This window comes from Methyloglobulus sp., from assembly GCF_046714055.1.
Lineage (GTDB): Bacteria > Pseudomonadota > Gammaproteobacteria > Methylococcales > Methylomonadaceae > Methyloglobulus.
This window is the reverse complement of record NZ_JBKKBJ010000239.1, coordinates 1-18,491: the sequence shown is the minus strand read 5'-3', so window position 1 is coordinate 18,491 and position 18,491 is coordinate 1. Positions and strand designations below refer to the sequence as shown.

The following is an 18,491-nucleotide window of genomic DNA, read 5'->3' as shown; positions in this document are numbered from 1 at the left end:
TTCTGGTGTTTACTTATGTTTTTACTTGAAAAGACCTAAAAAGGTAACTGGATGTCCGGTTTTACATTACGCATGAGTTGCCGGAATTGTTCCTGAATATTCGCTAATGCATCTTTGCTATCCGCTTCAAAGCGTATCACCAGCGAGGGCGTGGTGTTGGATGCACGCACCAGCCCCCAGCCATCAGCAAAATCCAGGCGCATACCGTCAATATCGGTGACTTTCCCGCCCATGAAATTTGCCGAGGCAAACAGGCTTTCTATGAATTTGAAATTTTCACCCTCCGGTAACTCGACATTCAATTCAGGTGTATTGATGCTATCGGGGAAGTCGGCAAAGACCTCCGAACTCGACCTGGAATCTTCAGACAGTATCTGAAGCAGTCGTGCCGCCGAGTATAAGGCATCATCGAAACCGAACCAGCGGTCGTTAAAGAAAATATGTCCACTCATTTCGCCAGCCAGCTTTGCCCCAGTTTCTTTAAGCTTGGCTTTCATAAACGAATGCCCTGTTTTCCACATCAAAGGCCTGCCGCCGTATTTGACAATCTGATCCGGTAAATGTCGGCTGCACTTCACGTCATAAATGATTTCTGAACCCGGCTTTCCAGCCAGGACATCTTTGGCAAACAACATCATTTGCCGATCTGGCCAAATGATTTTTCCCTTAGAATCGACCACACCTAATCGGTCGCCATCGCCATCAAACGCCAAGCCCAAGTCGGCATTATAATGTTTGACTGTGCTGATTAATTCAGCCAGATTTTCCGGCTTGCTTGGATCTGGGTGGTGATTGGGGAAGTTGCCATCAACCTCACAGAACAGTTCTATGACTTCACAGCCTAAGGTTCTGAGTAATACGGGCGCGAGATCACCCGCGACGCCATTGCCGCAATCCAGGACAACTTTCATCGTGCGGGTGACCTGAATATCTTCGCAAAGGATGCCTATATACTCGCCCGCAAACATGCCATTCTGTTCTATCGAACCTTTTCCGGCACTAAAAGCTTGATTGTCTATGCGCTGTTTAAGTTGCTGTATCCTGGCTCCAGCCAGGGTCTCGCCTTTGATCATCATCTTCAAGCCATTGTAATCGGCCGGGTTATGGCTACCTGTAATCATGACGCCAGAGCGGCCATCGGTGTGTTGGACGACAAAATACAAGACCGGTGTCGGCACCATCCCTATATCCAGGACATGGCAACCAGTTGACACGATACCTTGCGATAAAGCCTCTGCCAGCTCGGGACTGGAGTTTCTTCCGTCCCTGGCCACTACGATGGTTTTGCAGCCCAATTCTCTGGCTTCGGAACCCACAGCCCTGCCAATGTCGTATACGATTTCTTTAGTCAGCGTTTTACCGACGATGCCGCGAATATCATAAGCCCTAAATATGACCGATTTCTCATCGATTTTTTTTGGCGTTTCCGGAAGTTTTTCGATTATTTCTGGTGTGCTTACTGCGGGATTCCCAGGAACTGCTTTCTGTTCAGGTGCACCTGCAGGACTCTTGACAGGTTCTATTTCTACTGCGGTTCCTTGGCGGTCTATTGGCGCTTTCGGCATGGAATCACCAAGTTCCTCAAAATAGCCTTCCAGTTCAAAATCATCATCGGAATTCGTAACGGCACTGATCCCCTGTAGTTTGAACTCTCGATTAAAGCGTGCCATTGATGCAATGGCTGCGTTCATGCCTGTCAGGGTAACAGGATAGCTGCCTTTGGGCTTGTCTGTCAGGACATCCTTGAAAGCCCGCAAAATCCAGTCCAGGTCTTGGGCCAGTAATACCGATAGCTGTTGGTAGCAGGTATAAAAAATACCCAATGCAAGCAATATCGGTATGATGATAAATGCAAAAATCACGGCAGTTTGGCCAAGACTTCCACTATTAGGATCCAGGTAGTAAATACCCCAACTGGTACCGGCGACATTGATCTGATTAAAGTCATCTTCAGTTTCATCTTTTTCGCCCGCATTAGCCAATACGAGTTTTTCTTGCCTAAGCTCCATATAGCTGTTTTCAATGGCCGCGTCCTTTAAGCTCTGGTCAATAAAGTCAAAGTTCATGCTAGCAAGAATCACTCCCACTGCCTGGTTGCCCTGCATAACCCGTCTGGTTATGGCCAGATGCCTGTCCGGGCCAATGTCGCCCTGAATGGCTGGTAGCGGGTTGTCCTGAAATGTTGCCTTGACCATATCCAGGTCGCCATAACCCATATGTGGAACGTTGACTTCATCTAGCTCGCTGACACCTACGGGTAACATCCTGATTTTTCTGGCACCCGGCAGATATTTATCAAACCGGGCCGCCATCGAATTTAGGGAAGCCTGATCAGAGTTGGCAAAGGCTTCTATCACATCGGGATCTTGGGCCATTTTCTCTAACGAGCTGTTGATCAGTTTTAGTTGGTCGCTAAGTGTTTGGGCAATTCCTTTGGCTGCTGATTGCGCTGCATCCTCTTTTGCTTGCGCCACTACAATTTTAGATGACGAGTAAACTCCCGTTCCAGTTACCAAAATCATAAGGACGGCAACCACTGTCAACATCGAGAACAATCGTTCCATTCTTTACCCCTATTAAATAGTATGGCCAGTACAGCACCTATTTTCATTAGTCATAGCAATGTCTCTGTAATATATTGATATATAAAAATTCATTGATAATCTAATCGAAAATACAACACGCTACTGCACTAGTGAGGATTTGTTTGATTAATGTCATTTAGGCAGATTTTTTAAAGTTCTTTAGGCTTGTCCACACGGGGTCGCTGTTATTGAGCCTTACTAAGCAGAACAATATACCATTTTTTTGTTGCTGGCCGCAGTTTTCAAATTTCAAGCCGTTTCTCGTTTACGGCCCGTTTAAATTGTGCCAAAGTTGAAACGACGATGCGGATTTCGCTTAATTTAATCGGATAAGCACCTAGTGGTTTTTCTGTCAACATATCTTTAAATGCCTTCGTAGCCCAAGCCACATCCTGTGTCAATATATCAGAAAGTTTTCGGTAGCCAGTGACAAAACCCAATGCAACCGCTAACGCCGGCACCAAAACAATGCCTACCATCAGTGAGAATTCGCCTAAGCTAGTGGCGGCGCTATTTTCGTAATAGAGTTGCCAATCACTGTTAGGTACGTTGATAGGGTCATTATAAATTTCCTCTTGATCGTTTTTCTTGCCTGCAGAAGCGAGCACCAGTTTTCCTTGTCTTAATTCGATATAACCTTTTCCCAATGTCGTAGCGGAGAGTATCCTGTTAATAAAGTCATAGTTCAATCCCGCCAAAACAACGCCTATCGCCGTACCATTTTGCATGATCCGTCGGGCAATTGCCAGATGCCTGTCTGGACCGACATCGCCTTGAATGGCAGTCAGCTGATCGTTTGTAAAGGTTTTTCTTGCCATTTCAAGATCTGCGTAACCCATAGCCACATTGGGCTTGTTGATGGAATATTTATTTTCGGGCAACAATATTTTTATCGACAGGATACCTGGAAAATGATTCTCAAGCTTTGTTATAGCATTTGCCAATAGGTCTGGATTGTTCTGGGCAGCTGCGTTGATAAACTCCGGATCTTGCGCCATTTTATCCAGCATGCTGTTGAGCAGGTTTACCTGTTCGGACAACGTTAAAGACACTCCTTTGGCAACCGCTGCGACAGCATCCACTTTCGATTGCGCAATGAACACTTTGGACAGCAGAAAAGCGCCAGAACCCGCAATTACAACCATTAACATACTAATCACTGCTAATGTAGAAACCAGCTGTTTCATAAATATACCTCAACCAACAATGTCTTAAAGCCGCCCGGTATGGCCGAAACCGCCATCACCCCGGGAACTTTCATGAAAATCCTCGACTTGTTCCAGCGCAACCTGTACGACCGGGACAAAAACCATTTGTGCAATCCTTTCGCCGATATTAATGGTGAAACGGGTATTGCCACGATTCCAGCAGGAGACGTAAATCTGGCCTTGATAATCGGAGTCGATCAAGCCTACCAAATTACCCAAGACGATACCGTGTTTATGGCCTAATCCTGACCGGGGCAAGATGACGGCGGCCAAGTGACGGTCGCTGATATGGATCGCAAGACCAGTCGGAATCAGCAAGGTTTCTCCAGGGTTCAGTTCTGTCGCTTCAGTTAAACAGGCCCGTAGATCCAATCCGGCTGCGCCAGTTGTTGCATATTCAGGCAATGGAATTTCATTGCCTATGCGGTTATCCAGGATTTTAAATTCTATTTTTTTCATTGAATCTCTTTGCGATTAGGTTGATTAACTGCTCGGCCAGCTGGTTTTTGTCCATCATTGCCAGCGATGTCCGGCCATTGTCCCAGAACACTTCCAAGGCATTTTGCTCGCTATCGAAACCGCCTTGTCCCTGTCCCACCCAGTTGGCAGCAATCATATCCAGATTTTTTTTGCACAGCTTTTCCTGTGCATTGGCATCAAGATCTTTAGTTTCCGCTGCAAAGCCGACTGTAAATGGGGCATTATTCAATCGGGCAACATCGGCCAGTATGTCTTTATTCTTATTCAAAACCAGATTTGTTTGCTCGGCTTGCTTCTTTATTTTATCCTTTTCCATAGCTATGGGGCTGTAATCGGCAACAGCGGCAGCGGCTATGTAAATATCGGCGTTCCCGGCACGCGCCAACACCGCATCATACATTTGCGCCGCAGTTTCTACCTGCACAATGTCAAGGCTATCGGGAGAAGGCAGGTTTACCGGGCCGCTAACCAGCGAGACTTGAGCCCCTGCACGTAAAGCGGCGCGAGCGAGTGCGAAACCCATTTTTCCGGAACTACGGTTTGTGATGTAGCGTACAGGGTCAATATACTCCCTGGTTGGCCCGGCGCTGATTAAAACCTTAAGGCCATTTAGGACAAGATCTTTCGGCTCAGTCAATAGCAGTCGGCAAATGTCGGCAGGTTCTGCCATTCGCCCCAAACCTGTTTCACCGCAAGCCTGATCGCCGGAATCGGGGCCGATAAAACTGACTCCGTAACGTTCAAGTTTACGGATATTTTCTTGGGTCACTGCCTTATTCCACATGGCCTGGTTCATGGCTGGAGCGATATAAACAGGGCAGGTCGCAGCCAGAAATAATGTTGTCACCAGATCATCCGCCAGGCCGTGGGCACATTTCGCCAGAGTGTTTGCGGTAGCGGGCGCAATGATCACGACATCGGCCCAACGGGCCAGATTAATATGCCCCATCGCATTTTCTTCATCAACATCGAGGAGTTCCGTATGCACCGGATTGCCCGATAGCGCCTGGAAGGTCAAGGGGCTGGCAAATTCCTGGGCGGATTGGGTCATGACTACCCGCACATCGGTGTCTTGTCTGCGTAATAATCTAACTAATTCGGCAGATTTATAAGCGGCGATACCGCCGCAAACGGCCAATAAAACGTGTTTTCTAGCGGGAGTGTCCAATTTTGTTCCGGTAAAAGAGTAATGGCAAGTATAGACAGATTCTTCTATGCTTAAGTTTTATTTAAAGGGAAATCACTATGGCTATCAAAGATTGGGCCGTCGATGACAGGCCAAGGGAAAAACTGTTAAAACGCGGTCCCAGCGCTTTGACCGATGCCGAATTATTAGCCATTTTTTTGCGTACAGGCACACCTGGAAAGTCAGCGGTTGATTTGGCGCGTGAGTTGCTTCATGATTTTGGCTCTTTAAAAGCGCTGCTCAGCGCCGACCAGCAGCGGTTTTGTCAAGGCAATGGCTTGGGCGAGGCCAAATATACCCAATTGCAGGCCGTGATGGAAATGGCAAAACGCCATTTTAAGGAGTCCCTGCAACGCGGCGATGCCCTAAGTAGTCCAGAGATTACCCGCGCTTACCTTAGCGCCCAACTTCGTGGTTATAGTTATGAGGTGTTTGCCTGCTTGTTTCTCGATAACCAGCACCGCGTCATTCAATTGACAGAATTATTCCGGGGTACGATCGACGCAGCCAGTATTTATCCCAGGGAAGTGGCGAAACAGGCGCTACACCATAATGCGGCAGCTGTCATTTTTGCCCATAACCACCCTTCCGGCATTGCCGAACCCAGCCTAGCTGACAAACACATCACCGAAAAACTCAAACAAGCTATGGCCTTATTCGATATACGGGTATTGGATCACTTTATTATTGGCGACGGCGAGCCTTATTCATTTGCCGAGCATGGGCTGATTTGACTCGGACTAATTGTAAATTTAGCTTCCCGTCAATCTAGCTTCTGCTTCCCGGTATTTGGCGGCACAATGCGCCAAAACTTCCTGTGGTAAGTGCGGGCCTGGGGCTGTCTTGTCCCAATCCAGGGTTTCCAGATAATCGCGCACATACTGTTTGTCGAAGCTGGGGGGGCTGATGCCAACCCGGTACTGGTCTGCCGGCCAGAATCTCGAGGAATCAGGCGTTAATACCTCATCAATCAGATAAAGCACGCCTTGTTCATCGACGCCGAATTCAAATTTGGTGTCGGCAATGATAATGCCACGCTCCCTGGCGTACTCGGCGGCTTCTTGGTAAAGCCTCAAACTGGTATCGCGCACTTTATCGGCCAAGGTCTGGCCCAATAACGCTACCGTTTTTTCAAAAGAAACATTTTCATCATGTTGGTCGGCGGCGGCTTTGGTTGACGGTGTGTAGATAGCTTCCGGCAATTGCTGCGCTTGTTGCAAACCTTTCGGCAAGGTGATGCCGCAAACAGCGCCGGTTTTAAGGTAGTCTTTCCAACCAGAGCCGATCAGGTAGCCACGGACGATCGCTTCAACTGGCAGGGGCTTTAACAATTTCACCACAATAGCCCGGCCTTCAATTTGTGTGCGTCCTGCTGTATCAGGCACAATGCTGGATAAGGGAACGGTAGCTAAATGATTGGGGATGACGTGGCGCAGTTTATCAAACCAGAAGTTGGAGATACGGGTCAACATAAGCCCTTTGCCGGGAATCGGGTCGGGTAAAATGACATCAAACGCTGAAAGCCTGTCAGTCGTTACAATCAGCATGTGCTTATCGTCGATATGATAAATATCCCGGACTTTTCCCCGTGCGCGTAGAGTCAGAGATGGCAGGCTTGATTGATATAGTGCTACTGGAGCAGTCATAGTGCCTCGAATTAAAGAATTAGAAACTTCTAGTTTTCTGGATAATATGCAAGTAAATTGAGTGGTAAACGCAAGAATCCAATCATTCGTCTTGTACTTCGACAAGATAAGACGGCTATGCTGAATTCCTTGTATGATTCTATCATTTCATATTACATAAGTAGGACGGGTGTCGATGAGTTGGTTGGGTAAATTTTTGGGCGGCGCGTTTGGCTTTATGCTGGGCGGCCCTTTGGGCGCTATTCTGGGGGCCTCACTGGGTCATCAATTCGATATTGGCATGATACGATTGGACGCGCATGAAACCCTACGGTCGGGCGACCAACACCGTGTGCAAATGGCTTTTTTTACCGCAACGTTTTCAGTGATGGGGCATATTGCCAAGGCGGATGGACAGGTTTCCCCGGAAGAAATATCCCTGGCTAACCGTATCATGGACCAAATGTCCATTTCCGGGGAGATGCGCACGACGGCTGTCAATCTTTTTCAACAAGGAAAGGGCGCTGATTTTCCTTTGGACGACATTTTAGCCCAGTTTTACAGGGAATGTCATCGACGTACAGACCTTATCCGTATGTTCCTGGAAATTCAAATGCAGGAAGCGTTGGCCGACGGATCGATAGTTAGCAAAGAAGAAAAACTGTTACTACACATTTGCGGGCAACTCAGGGTTTCCCGTTTTGACTATGAACGCTTGAAAATACGGCTGCAGGCCCAACAGCGTTTTTACGGCCGCAATGACCAGTACCAACAACCCCGCCGTCGCGAGCAATCGAGCTTACAAGACGCTTATGGGGTGCTGGGCTTAACCCCATCAGCCAGCGATGCCGAAGCCAAAAAAGCCTATCGCCGGTTAATGAGCCAAAACCATCCCGACAAGTTGGTGGCCAAGGGGTTGCCAGAGGAAATGATGAAAGTTGCCAAGGAAAAAACCCAAAAAATCACCAAGGCTTACGAAGCTATACAGCAGGCCAGAAAAAAATGACTGGTAAAGCAGCTAAGAAATTATTTCAACGGGTGCCAAACACCACAATCGTTTTACCATGCGCGGAGATATGGCCTTTATCCTCCATTTCTTTCAATACCCGTCCGGCCATTTCCCTTGAGCAGCCCACAATCCGGCCGATTTCTTGCCGGGTAATGTGCAGTTGCATGCCATCGGGATGGGTCATGGCATCCGGTTCTTTGCAAAGATCCAACAGGCCTCGGGCAATGCGGCCTTCGACATCCATAAAAGCCAAGTCACTGAATTTTCGGCTGGTTTTTAATAGACGCCCCGCCAGTTGCTCACCTATCATATAGAGTATGTCGGGCGCGTACTCCAACAACTCTTTATTGAGCACCTGCCGGAAACGGTCATAGCTCATTTCCGCCAATTGGCATTGGGTACGGGTCCTTACGGTAACTTTTCGGGTTTCGGAGCCCTTGAAAACACCAATGGTGCCGATAAATTCGTGCTTGTTGAGATATGCCAGCACCAGTTCCTGGTCATTCTCCTCATCCTCAACAAAAATGCTAACGGAACCATCAACAATATAGTATAACCGGTCACCCAAATCGCCTGGCCTGAATACAATAGCTTTCGGGGGATAAGTCTTTTTGTGGCAGAAATGCAACAACTGTTCTATCACTTTTTTGTAAGGCTCTTCGTGTGGTGTAACGGTCATTATGATTACCCTCCAGGATAAGTGGGGTTATGAATATTCATAGCCGTGTATACAGTCTAGCAAAAAAATCCATATTGACATTCTGTCAGCAGATAATTCTGTGCTACCCTATTCGTCATTTTTTTATCTGGGCCAGACCATGCAGGTGACGATAAAGTGGGTGGATGGCATGATGTTTGTCGGCGAGACCGGCAGCGGCCACGCCGTCGTCATTGATGGCCCCCCCGATCATGGCGGACGAAATATGGGTGTTCGCCCTTTGGAAATGATCTTACTGGGTGTAGGTTCTTGTTCGTCGGTTGATGTCGTGCAGATTTTACAGAAAGGCAGGAATGCCGTTACCGCCTGCGTCACTGAGGTTACCGCTGAACGGGTTGATGCAATACCCAGTGTGTTTAGCAAGATCCACTTGCATTTTATTGTGAGCGGGCACGATTTAAAAATGTCGGCTGTCGAACGGGCGGTGAAATTATCTGCGGAAAAGTACTGCTCTGCCACAATCATGTTGAGCAAGGCGGTGGAGATCACCCATGATTTTGAAGTAATCGAGGTCTAATGAGTTGAATAAATTGCAATTGCACGGCTTTAATAATCTGACAAAGTCGTTAAGTTTCAATATCTATGATATTTGCTACGCCCCTGCTGAACAGCAACAAGCTTATATTGAGTACATTGATGAAGCTTATAATGCTGATCGACTGAGGCAAATTCTCAAGGATGTCGTAGATATTATTGGCGCGAAGATCCTGAATATTGCCCATCAAGACTATGACCCGCAAGGTGCCAGTGTCACCATGCTGATTTCAGAAGGTGATGTTGCGCCTCCTGCTGGCATGAACAGCCAAACGCCTGGGCCATTGCCTGAAAATGTCCTGGCGCATCTGGATAAGAGCCATATCACCGTCCACACCTATCCTGAAAGTCACCCCGATAACGGCATCAGTACGTTTCGCGCTGATATTGACGTGTCTACCTGTGGCCGAATTTCGCCTTTGAAAGCCCTTAATTATCTAATCCATAGTTTTGAGTCGGATGTGGTGACCATGGACTATAGAGTCCGTGGCTTCACCCGCGATATAACAGGAAGAAAACACTATATCGACCATAACATTACATCAATCCAGAACTATATCGCCAAAGATACGCAAGAAAGTTATCAGATGATTGATGTGAACGTGTATCAGGAAAATATTTTCCACACCAAAATGATGCTCAAGGAAACCGAACTTGAGAATTATTTGTTTGAGAAAGAAAGCAATTTATCTGAGGAACAAAAAGCCGAGATCGAAAAAAAGCTGCAAAAAGAAGTGACCGAAATTTTTTACGGACACAATTACCGCCGCAAAAAAATCAAAGTGGCAGACCCTTTGCCATAAAGACTTCAGGCATCAGAAATCACTCCATCCGATCCGCTAATGTGTAAAAACCCAGATTCAATTAAGACAACCGTAAAAATAGGTTGCAATCAAATCTGGCAATGAAAGGTTTCAATCGACTCACCCCGGTCACTCAGATATAGATAACGTAAAGCTAACCGGGCGCGGCCTGTGAAAGCTAAACAATAAAATCAATTACGCTGCCCATTGTCAAGCGGCTTGTCTAGGCAAAGGAAGCTGAAATTGCCCGGCGATAATGCCACTCACGGTTAAATCCTCATCCAATTCTTCCCATCTTAGCGCATAGCCCCACACTTCAATTTGAACGGTTTTAAGTTGATTTTCAGATGCTTGGCAGAGAATTCGAAAACGATCAGCAGGAAAACCCAGTATCCGTCCATCTGTCAGCTCAAGGTAGATCATTCGTTTTTCCGCCCAAGCTTTAATGGCCGTGGGTTCTGTTTTAAAGACGGTGGTATTCATGATATTTATCCAGTAGGATTTGCTTATTTTCAAATACAAGTCGTTCGATTTCGCGTAAATCGTGAGGTGCTATACCGCGATTGCCCGCTAAAACAATGGGTTCAAGCCAAAATTTACATTCCCCATCCGAACAGCGTACATGGATATGCGGCGGCTCATTGCCTTCGTTTGAATAGAAGTGAAAACGAAAGTTTGCGATTCTTAAAATGGTTGGCATAGCTTGTAAACAAACATTAGAACCGTAGGACGGTTTCGCGATAGCAAACCGCCAATGCCGACAATAAACGCCATGCTACCATAAAATAGAAACGCAAAAACCTCGCTTGGGAAAATTCATGCGCTGTTTTGAGTGTGTGCGCTCAGTTTACGGCGGGTTGCCAGCGCCTCCTCGGGAGGCAGGCGGCTGATGACCGCGACCGTAGTGGTGCGGAACTTTATCGGTTGTTCCTGAAAGCAGCAGCACAGTCCGAGACGAAGCATGTCATCCAGTGATCAGGTCAGAAAGCAGAAATATTTCCTATTATAGCAATCAGGCGCAACGCCGCCGAGGCTGGTGAGCTATGAACCGGCGTGAGCGCGTCGGGCAGCCGATTGCAAGCGCGGGGCGGCGGCAGATTACCGACAAAAGAGCCGTTGTACAGCCAGCCACACCAGTAGGCTGGCGACGAATAGGAGAAGCCGCTGTAAACTCAACGACATTGCAACGTATGAAAGGGCGGAAATCGGGATGGGGGACTTCCGCCCTTCGCTTTTTCGTGACTACAACTTATCCGGGAACTGACGGATGGTACCCTCGCTGAGCACATCCGCCACCATTTTCAAGATATGCTCGTGGTATTTATCGTAGGTCGCGATGTCCCCAGCCCAGTCCTTGTTCAGGCGAGCTACCACCATGGCGTTGATGAGGTCAAGGTGTTCCCGCATCATCGACTTCATCTCGGCTGAGGGCCAGTTCTTGGGGTTCGCGCCGCCGAGAAAGGCCCCGATGTCATCCGCATTGGCGTACCAGCGCTTGTTCGCTTCCTTGAGCTTTGCCTGATCACCCGCCTTGGCGGCAGAAACCACGTCAACGGCGATGACGATGTGGTCGTTCAGGAGTGCTGTCAGCTTCTCGCCGGCTGGATCTCCGTAGAACGGCTTAATGGCATTGCCGATGTCCACCTGATTCCGCAGTAACCGCTCGGCAGTGGGGCCCCTGTCCGGCAAGTCGGCTAGGGCGCTGACGATGTACAGGCGCGTCCAGGTGACGTGGTCTTCCCACAGTTTGCGCATGGCAGTTTGAAAGGTATGCTGTTTCATTTGGTCGCCTTGCGCGGCTTCTGCCTCCGGGACTGCGCAGACGAGGATGAGAAGAAGGGGGAACAACAGGGAGGCAGCTTTTCGATGGGTTTTCATAGGTATTCTCCTTTTGGTTTGTCTAGTGATTGTACATCGTTTTCGTGCGTCATGCTGACCAGAATAGAGAGCAACCTGCCCCCTAACAAGTTATTATCTAGGTCGGGATAGTTTATACGTCTTTCAACCTTAGTTGACAAGAAAACTTTCAAGACTAGTTTTTCTAAGCGGGATAACATGCAAATACGCATAAAAAACCGTTTCTGGATAGCATCAGAAGATAGTTCAGAATCAAAATGAACGGCAGGTTTTGTCGATCAAGTCTAGGCTTTTAAAGCTAAGGCTTCAACGATCCGGATATATTCATCTTGCTTAGGCCTGTACAGGTATAAACCCAAGGCCGAAAGTCCCGTAAATATGTACAGGGTATTGAAATCGTCGCCCAACATAAACATCACAAAACCCAGCACACCAACGCCTTCGACCAGCAGCATCGATACAATAACAGTTAGCAAATAGCGGCTTTTTGCCGGTTTGTTGCCCGGCATGGTTTGATTTAATCGGAGTTGGATATGGCGGACTAAACTGGTGATCGGGAAAGCAACAATCGCCAGTGCGTAAAAGACTGTCCTGATGACGGTTCGCCGGGCTTCCGGCAAGGGTACCTGTAACTCATGGCCGAACTGGTGGCAGATGGACAGATAAATCATCAGCGTCACCAGCATCATACCGACAACAAACCAATGAAGGAAAAGCCCGTTTTTTTCGATTTTCAAGGGAAGCCCGTTCTCACAGCCATTTGATAGGTAAATTATATCTGTTTATGGACGGGCAAAGATAAAAACAAGAGATACGCTAAAAATACGCATAGCAAACAAGCTAACATCATTTTGTTACTTAAGGAAACCTCTAAAAATCCCCTCTCCCTCTGGGAGAGGGCAAGGGTGAGGGGGTAACCAATTGATTTTAAAGCCCTCATCCCAGCCTTCTCGGCAACAGTTCCAGACGTTGCCCTACCCCCTGCATCCATGCAGTCGTCCCGAAGGGAGGCGGCGCGTACTCCCTACCTGCAGCCGCACTTCCTCCATCCCTGGAGGGCGAAGGAGCTTTTTGAATTTTTAGAGGTTCCCTTAAGGAAACTCTGGACAAGTTGATTACGTTCAGGGTTCGACACGCTCAACACGAACGTAATCAACCCGTTACCGTTCGTCCTGAGATTCTAAGAGCTTAACCGCAGATTCCTTTAAAACCAAAAATGCACCCCGGCAACAAACCGGGTTTCTTCTGCTTTTCTGCCCCCAACCCGGATAGTGTCTGCGGACGTACCGAATGTGCTCGCCCACTCTATGCCTATATAGGGCGCAAGTTCACGGTAGATTTCATAGCGCAACCGTAAACCAGCTTCAATATTGGATAAGCCGCTACTGACCAAACGGGAGGGGTCACGTTGGCTATAAAAGTTCATTTCGATGCGGGGTTGGAGGATAAGCTTTTGGGTGACCAGCACATCATATTCCGTTTCGAGACGAAATGCCGTGCGGCCTTGCTCGCCGACGTAAGCTGTCGCTTCTATATATATCCAATAGGGGGCAAAGCCTTGTACGCCGAAAGCTCCCCAGACCCGGTCAGCTCCCAAGCCGCTATCATAACGTACCCCCAGTTGTGTATCCCAATACGCGGTCAGGGCATGTCCCCAGAGCAATTCGTTGCGGGCATTCTTGAATGTCCCGTCATCAATTTCCCCTTCTGCCCTGACGACTATGCGGTTATAGTCCTGACCAAACCAAGCCTGCCAATCGTAAGTCATTGAGAAATCACTCCGTGCGCTAACCGCTTCCAGGCGGTCAACGATTATCGAACCCAGATAGTCCTCATCCCCCATCTTGGGTTTCGATAAGCCGCTGAAATCTTGGCCACCGGTATAGGCATGGGGATCCCGGTTAGCTGTTGGGACAGGTGCGTCTTGCCCAGACATTAAACTGTGGCCTAAGTGTCCTTTAGTCTGGGCATTAGCCATAAGCTCGTGAGACATCATTTCGGCGTGACCCATACTTTTGCCTGACATCAAGCCCATTCTGCTCGATTCTGGTTCTCCAGTCCAGGCATTGGAAAATATCATGATTAGGCCTACGAAAACTGCTTTCACCAAACTATGAGGGAAGACATTTGTAACACTCAAGACACCACCACTTCCTGAAACATCCCTGCGTGCATATGGTAGAACAGATGGCAATGTAACGGCCAGCGTCCAAGCGCATCGGCGGTGACCAGAAAAGTGACCCGCTGCGCGGGCTGAACCACGACAGTATGTTTACGCACCTGAAATTGCCCTTCCGGAGTTTCAAGCTCGCTCCACATGCCATGCAAATGCGCAGGATGAGCCATCATGGTGTCATTGACCAGAATCACCCGCAACCGTTCACCATGACGGAAACGGATCGGTTTGGATTCACTGTATTCCAAGCCGTCGAATGACCAGGTATAGCGTTCCATATTGCCGGTGAGGTGCAACTCAATCTCCCTTGTTGGCGGCCTGGCATCAAGCGCACCACCAATGGTGCGTAAATCCGCATACGTTAAAACCTTGCGACCATTGTTCCTTAGACCAATACCAGGATCGTCCAGGTTAGTGCGCGGCGTATCGATCCGCATGTCTACGCTTGCGCCAAACTCAGTGCTGGCGTGATGGGCGCGGACAGTTGGCTTGCCTGTTTTTTGCATATCCTCCATATCTGCCATGTTGTGCATGGCATGATTCATAGCACTATGATCCATAGCGCCCATCATATCTTCCATAGTCAGCGGTTCCGGCTTTTCTAACTCAGGGACGGGTGATGACAACCCCAGTTGCGTTGCCAATGTACCCCGAACATAACCGGTACGATCCATAGACTGGGCAAAAATGGTATATGCGCTTTCGTCGGGAGAAACAATTACATCGTAACTTTCCGCCAGGCCGATACGGAACTCATCAACTGTTACCGGATCGACATTTTGCCCGTCCGCCTGCACGACGGTCATTTTAAGGCCGGAAATCCGTACATCGAAAAATGATTGTGCCGACGCATTGATAAACCGCAGCCGGACTTTCTCACCCGGCTTGAATAAGCCCAGCCAGTTATCCGCACTGGTTTTTCCGTTCACCAGATACGTATAGGTTGATGCGGAAATATCCGCCAAGTCGGTTCGGTTCATCCGCATCATATTCCACATATGCCGCTTCTCGAAGGCTGAACGAAGCCCCTCGTCAGCCACATCCCTGAAAAAATCGAGGGCAGTAGGCTGATTGAGGTTGTAATAGGCACTTTCTTTTTTGAGCTTGGCAAATACCGCCATAGGGTCTTCATCCGTCCAATCGGACATTAACACCACATAATCACGGTCAGCCTGGATAGTTTCCGGCATTGCCGGATCAATGACGATGGCGCCATACAATCCGGTTTGTTCCTGCATCTCGGAATGTGAGTGATACCAGTATGTGCCGGACTGCTGAATTTTGAATCGGTAAGTAAACGTTTCTCCCGGAGCGATGCCATTAAAACTGATTTTAGGCACGCCATCCATCTGGTAGGGCAAGATAATTCCGTGCCAATGCAGCGAGGTTTCTTCGTGCAGCAGATTTCTAACCCGTAACGTGACGATGTCGCCTTCCCGCCAATGCAAAGTAGGCCCGGGCACAGTCCCGTTAATGGTCGTGGCAAGCCGTCCTGTACCGGTAATATTCACTAGCGTATGGGCGATGGTCAGGTCAAATTCTGTACCACTTAGCACAGGAATGGCTTGAGCATTCGCCTGTGCTTTTGCTGGTTTAATATAAGGCATTGAAATTAACAACACACAGCTGTTGATCAAGCCTTTAAGGAATTTTCGGCGAGAATAACTGGGTAATGGGCTGAGATAATTTCTATTGCTGGTCATGGGGTTGTAGTAATAAAAAATCTTTGGGTGCCTTATCAAAACAGGCAATTTGATTCACTGCAAGAGAATCAGAGTAGAAGAGATTTTGCCTTAATCAAACAAAATCTATCTAATTATAGTGATGTTAAATAATTGACCTGAGTTGTTGCAAAAAATTTCACGGTGAGTTTTCCTTAATTTTCTGTCATTTTGTGACAAAGTAATCAAAAATATTTCGTGGCGCATCTTGCTTTTTTAATGAGAATTGTTATTATTAGCATAACACATGGCTATTCAGGAAATTAATGATGTACGTATGCGTTTGTAAGGCAGTGACGGATACCCAGATAAAGCTTGCCATTAACGAGGGCGTGAGTTCGCGCCGCGAATTGTTCAAATGCCTGGGCGTAGGTGGCGACTGCGGCAAATGCAATCCCCAGGTAAAAGAACTGCTAGACAACCATAGCCATAACCAAAATCATTACTGCAAACAATCCTTGATGCAAAATCCGGCAAATCCATCTATACTCGCAGCTTAACCAGCTTTGCGAGATAGTGTGATGAAAGGTGACTCTAAAGTTATTGAATTCCTTAATAAAGCACTTACCAATGAACTGACTGCGGTAAACCAGTACTTTTTACATGCCAGGATGTACAAGAATTGGGGATTTGGCAAGCTCAATGAGAAGGAATACCACGAATCCATCGATGAAATGAAACATGCCGACCAGTTGATTGAGCGTATCCTTTTTCTTGAAGGGCTGCCCAATCTGCAAAATCTGGGCAAATTGATGATTGGTGAAAATCCAGAAGAAATGCTCCGTTGCGATTTGAAACTGGAACTCGAAGCCATTCCGCCTCTCAAAGAGGCCATCGCTTACTGCGAGCAGGTCAAAGACTACATTTCCAGGGAAGTTTTTCAACATATCCTTGAAAATGAAGAAGAACATGTTGATTGGCTGGAGTCGCAGTTTGAGTTGATCGGTAAAATCGGCATACAAAATTATCTGCAATCGCAAATCTGAACGCATTAAGTGCTGCAATTATCGCCCTGTTTTCTACCCCGGCTTTACCCAGAAAAATCTACACATGTCCCAAATAATTGTCTGTGCCCTGTATAAATTTGTTGCCTTGCCGGATTATGGGCAATTACGGCAGCCTTTGTTTGATGTTATGGACTGTAACCAGATCAGGGGAACGCTCCTGCTCGCCCGTGAAGGCATCAATGGCACGGTGGCGGGTTCACGCCAGGCTATTGATACCTTACTCAATTGGTTGAGAACAGACCCTCGCCTGTCTGAAATCGACTATAAGGAATCCTGCACAGACATACCTCCCTTTAATCGCACTAAGGTCAAGCTCAAAAATGAAATAGTCACGATGGGTGTTGAAGGCATTGACCCTAAACGGGTAGCGGGTACTTACGTCGATCCTAAAGAATGGAACCAACTGATCTTGGATCCTGATGTCCTGCTCATTGATACGCGCAACGATTACGAATATAAGGTTGGTACGTTTAAAAATGCCATCAACCCAAACACGGAGAGTTTTCGCGAGTTCCCCCGATATGTGAAGGAACATCTCGATCCCGGGCAGCATAAAAAAGTTGCCATGTTTTGCACCGGTGGCATTCGTTGCGAAAAATCCACGGCTTTCCTAAAAGAACAGGGCTTTCAGGAAGTCTACCATCTCAAAGGTGGCATCCTTAAGTATCTGGAAGAAGTGCCTGAACAAGAAACCTTGTGGCAAGGCGAATGTTTTGTTTTTGATGAGCGGGTAACGGTTAACCTCAAACTGGAAAAAGGGCATTACGACCAGTGTAACGCCTGTCGTATGCCTATTACTGAAGCTGACAAAGCGAACGATACTTACGAAAAAGGGGTCAGTTGCCCGCATTGTTACGGCAAAAAAACGCCGGAGCAGAAGCTTCGTTTCACCGAGCGAGAAAAACAGATGGAACTGGCTAAGCTACGCGGCGAAACCCACATTGGTTCGGATGCAGCCAAGGCTTTGATTGCCAAACGAGAAGCCAACTTAAAATGTAGGCAACAAACTTCGGAACAACAGAATCTGGCATCATCGCCTAACTCTCGTGCAGTTTAATGCGGCTACGGCATTTGCGCCGTCTTACACAGGCAGTGGTGTAGATACTCTGTTCAAAGTCAACCAAATTTCGCTGATTTTTTTATTATCCGGCGCAAGCCGGAATCGCATAAAAACGGGTGTTGTCGAAAGGCTTGTCGCGTTTCAACATCCCGTGGATAGCGTGGAGCAGTTTGCGCATGACCGCGCACACGGCCTGTAGCGGTTTCTTGCCGTTCTCGACTAAATGCTGGAAATACGCCTTGACGTGCGGGTCGTGTTGTTTGGCGCTCAAGGCCGGCATGTGCAGGCCCGAACGGATATGGCGGTTGCCGGCTTTCGACAGCCGCGTTTTCTTGTGTACGCTCTTGCCGGAACCGAAGGCCTTAGGGGTCAAGCCCTGCAAACTTCACCCATTCCCGATGCGACAGGCCTGGCGGCAGCAACAGGAGTTCGCCCATGAGCGCAATGGCGCTGGTTTCGGCGATGCCCTTGATGCCGGTCAGCAACGCCAGTGCCCGTTTGAGTTCGGGATATTGGCCAATC

Annotated in this window: 20 protein-coding genes and 1 pseudogene; 7 read left to right on the top strand and 14 right to left on the bottom strand. The window is 47.9% G+C overall.

Translation table 11 applies throughout. From position 1 onward, the window contains the following. Positions 1-35: 35 nt before the first annotated feature. The 4 genes from ACLQ6D_RS14285 to coaBC all read right to left on the bottom strand — a co-directional run bounded on the left by ACLQ6D_RS14285 (position 36) and on the right by coaBC (position 5,441). Entirely contained in the window at positions 36-2,564 is a 2,529-nt protein-coding gene (locus ACLQ6D_RS14285; RefSeq protein WP_411727985.1) for a phosphomannomutase/phosphoglucomutase, read from the bottom strand. 263 nt (positions 2,565-2,827) lie between these two features. Continuing rightward, on the bottom strand, positions 2,828-3,772 hold the full coding sequence (locus tag ACLQ6D_RS14280; protein ID WP_411727984.1) for a hypothetical protein: 945 nt from the start codon (positions 3,770-3,772) through the stop codon (positions 2,828-2,830). Positions 3,773-3,796: 24 nt separating this feature from the next. After that, positions 3,797-4,252 (bottom strand): dUTP diphosphatase, encoded by a 456-nt coding sequence (gene dut / locus ACLQ6D_RS14275; protein ID WP_411727983.1) that lies wholly within the window; start codon positions 4,250-4,252, stop codon positions 3,797-3,799. Further along, positions 4,233-5,441: a bifunctional phosphopantothenoylcysteine decarboxylase/phosphopantothenate--cysteine ligase CoaBC gene (coaBC, locus tag ACLQ6D_RS14270; protein ID WP_411727982.1), complete on the bottom strand. Its 1,209-nt coding sequence runs from the start codon at positions 5,439-5,441 to the stop codon at positions 4,233-4,235. Before coaBC ends, dut begins: the two co-directional genes overlap by 20 nt. 77 nt (positions 5,442-5,518) lie before the next feature. Between coaBC and radC the strand changes: the two genes are divergently transcribed. Next, positions 5,519-6,193 carry a RadC family protein gene (radC, locus tag ACLQ6D_RS14265; protein ID WP_411727981.1) on the top strand — a complete coding sequence of 225 codons (675 nt, stop codon included), beginning with the start codon at positions 5,519-5,521 and terminating at the stop codon, positions 6,191-6,193. Between the two features lie 18 nt (positions 6,194-6,211). On the opposite strand, the gene ACLQ6D_RS14260 is transcribed toward radC, so the two are convergent. Then, on the bottom strand, positions 6,212-7,105 hold the full coding sequence (locus ACLQ6D_RS14260) for a phosphoribosylaminoimidazolesuccinocarboxamide synthase (protein ID WP_411727980.1): 894 nt from the start codon (positions 7,103-7,105) through the stop codon (positions 6,212-6,214). A 175-nt stretch (positions 7,106-7,280) separates the two neighbouring features. On the opposite strand from ACLQ6D_RS14260, the gene djlA reads away from it, so the two are divergent. After that, complete coding sequence (gene djlA, locus ACLQ6D_RS14255) at positions 7,281-8,090, top strand: co-chaperone DjlA (RefSeq protein ID WP_411727979.1); 810 nt, start codon at positions 7,281-7,283, stop codon at positions 8,088-8,090. Between the two features lie 25 nt (positions 8,091-8,115). Here the strand turns inward: djlA and crp are convergent, their stop codons facing one another. After that, positions 8,116-8,772 (bottom strand): cAMP-activated global transcriptional regulator CRP, encoded by a 657-nt coding sequence (gene crp / locus ACLQ6D_RS14250; RefSeq protein WP_411727978.1) that lies wholly within the window; start codon positions 8,770-8,772, stop codon positions 8,116-8,118. Between the two features lie 139 nt (positions 8,773-8,911). Here crp and ACLQ6D_RS14245 point away from each other — a divergent pair, with 139 nt between their 5' ends. Both ACLQ6D_RS14245 and speD read left to right on the top strand, forming a co-directional pair. Further along, positions 8,912-9,328, top strand: coding sequence for an OsmC family protein (locus ACLQ6D_RS14245; RefSeq protein WP_411727977.1), 417 nt, complete (start codon positions 8,912-8,914; stop codon positions 9,326-9,328). 4 nt (positions 9,329-9,332) lie between these two features. After that, a complete protein-coding gene (gene speD, locus ACLQ6D_RS14240; protein WP_411727976.1) occupies positions 9,333-10,148 on the top strand; it encodes an adenosylmethionine decarboxylase in 816 nt (271 codons plus the stop codon). A 210-nt stretch (positions 10,149-10,358) separates the two neighbouring features. Here speD and ACLQ6D_RS14235 read toward each other — a convergent pair whose 3' ends face one another. The 6 genes from ACLQ6D_RS14235 to ACLQ6D_RS14210 form a co-directional block, all read right to left on the bottom strand. Continuing rightward, positions 10,359-10,631, bottom strand: a complete 273-nt coding sequence (locus ACLQ6D_RS14235) for a DUF2442 domain-containing protein (protein WP_411727975.1) — start codon at positions 10,629-10,631, stop codon at positions 10,359-10,361. Next, complete coding sequence (locus tag ACLQ6D_RS14230) at positions 10,612-10,848, bottom strand: DUF4160 domain-containing protein (protein ID WP_411727974.1); 237 nt, start codon at positions 10,846-10,848, stop codon at positions 10,612-10,614. The genes ACLQ6D_RS14235 and ACLQ6D_RS14230 overlap by 20 nt, the downstream gene beginning before the upstream one ends. A 542-nt stretch (positions 10,849-11,390) precedes the next feature. After that, positions 11,391-12,026, bottom strand: coding sequence for a hypothetical protein (locus ACLQ6D_RS14225; RefSeq protein WP_411727973.1), 636 nt, complete (start codon positions 12,024-12,026; stop codon positions 11,391-11,393). 263 nt (positions 12,027-12,289) lie between these two features. Continuing rightward, on the bottom strand, positions 12,290-12,742 hold the full coding sequence (locus ACLQ6D_RS14220) for a hypothetical protein (RefSeq protein WP_411727972.1): 453 nt from the start codon (positions 12,740-12,742) through the stop codon (positions 12,290-12,292). A 467-nt stretch (positions 12,743-13,209) separates the two neighbouring features. Next, positions 13,210-14,085 carry a copper resistance protein B gene (locus ACLQ6D_RS14215; RefSeq protein WP_411727971.1) on the bottom strand — a complete coding sequence of 292 codons (876 nt, stop codon included), beginning with the start codon at positions 14,083-14,085 and terminating at the stop codon, positions 13,210-13,212. 56 nt (positions 14,086-14,141) lie between these two features. Further along, positions 14,142-15,884: a copper resistance system multicopper oxidase gene (locus ACLQ6D_RS14210; protein ID WP_411727970.1), complete on the bottom strand. Its 1,743-nt coding sequence runs from the start codon at positions 15,882-15,884 to the stop codon at positions 14,142-14,144. A 284-nt stretch (positions 15,885-16,168) separates the two neighbouring features. Here ACLQ6D_RS14210 and ACLQ6D_RS14205 point away from each other — a divergent pair, with 284 nt between their 5' ends. The 3 genes from ACLQ6D_RS14205 to ACLQ6D_RS14195 all read left to right on the top strand — a co-directional run bounded on the left by ACLQ6D_RS14205 (position 16,169) and on the right by ACLQ6D_RS14195 (position 17,966). Further along, positions 16,169-16,402: a bacterioferritin-associated ferredoxin gene (locus tag ACLQ6D_RS14205; protein ID WP_411727969.1), complete on the top strand. Its 234-nt coding sequence runs from the start codon at positions 16,169-16,171 to the stop codon at positions 16,400-16,402. A gap of 21 nt (positions 16,403-16,423) precedes the next feature. Then, the gene (gene bfr / locus ACLQ6D_RS14200) at positions 16,424-16,888 is read left to right on the top strand and encodes a bacterioferritin (protein ID WP_411727968.1); all 465 of its coding nucleotides are present in this window, start codon (positions 16,424-16,426) and stop codon (positions 16,886-16,888) included. 64 nt (positions 16,889-16,952) lie between these two features. Next, entirely contained in the window at positions 16,953-17,966 is a 1,014-nt protein-coding gene (locus ACLQ6D_RS14195) for a rhodanese-related sulfurtransferase (protein ID WP_411727967.1), read from the top strand. Between the two features lie 85 nt (positions 17,967-18,051). Here ACLQ6D_RS14195 and ACLQ6D_RS14190 read toward each other — a convergent pair whose 3' ends face one another. Together ACLQ6D_RS14190 and ACLQ6D_RS14185 are read right to left on the bottom strand one after the other, a co-directional pair. Next, the gene (locus ACLQ6D_RS14190; RefSeq protein WP_411728003.1) at positions 18,052-18,249 is read right to left on the bottom strand and encodes a hypothetical protein; all 198 of its coding nucleotides are present in this window, start codon (positions 18,247-18,249) and stop codon (positions 18,052-18,054) included. Between the two features lie 6 nt (positions 18,250-18,255). Next, a pseudogene (locus tag ACLQ6D_RS14185) lies at positions 18,256-18,342 on the bottom strand (transposase); the annotation flags it as partial. Positions 18,343-18,491: the final 149 nt, after the last annotated feature.